At 60.7% G+C, this 323-nt stretch carries 1 protein-coding gene; it reads right to left on the bottom strand.

Annotation, left to right across the window (positions count from 1 at the left end; genetic code table 11):
• Positions 1-78: 78 nt before the first annotated feature.
• A partial coding sequence (locus tag QWI17_RS23755) for a hypothetical protein (RefSeq protein ID WP_302723305.1) occupies positions 79-323 on the bottom strand: 245 nt, incomplete at its 5' end.

Raw genomic sequence — 323 nt, forward strand, 5'->3', positions numbered from 1 at the left:
CACGGCGAAGCAGGCCAGCAGATAGAAGTGTGCGCGAGCACGTGCAGCCATGAAACCCCCGAACGAATGAGGCGTGCATTAAGCCGCATCCGTTGCGGGCTGTAAAAGTTCACGGGTGCGCCCTTTTGTCGCAGCTGCGCCCGTCAGGGGGCTCAATGAGTGCGCATGCCGGCAGCCAGCATGAACAATCGGATCAGCCAGGCGAACAGGCCCAAAGCCGCGACACTGCCTGCCCAGATCAGCAGCAGCCAGGTAAGTCGGCGCCACATCGGTTGCTTCACACTGGGTGTCATCACGTTGTGCTCCTAGTGATAGCCGTCTTC

Source organism: Gilvimarinus gilvus (genome assembly GCF_030518155.1).
GTDB lineage: Bacteria > Pseudomonadota > Gammaproteobacteria > Pseudomonadales > Cellvibrionaceae > Gilvimarinus > Gilvimarinus gilvus.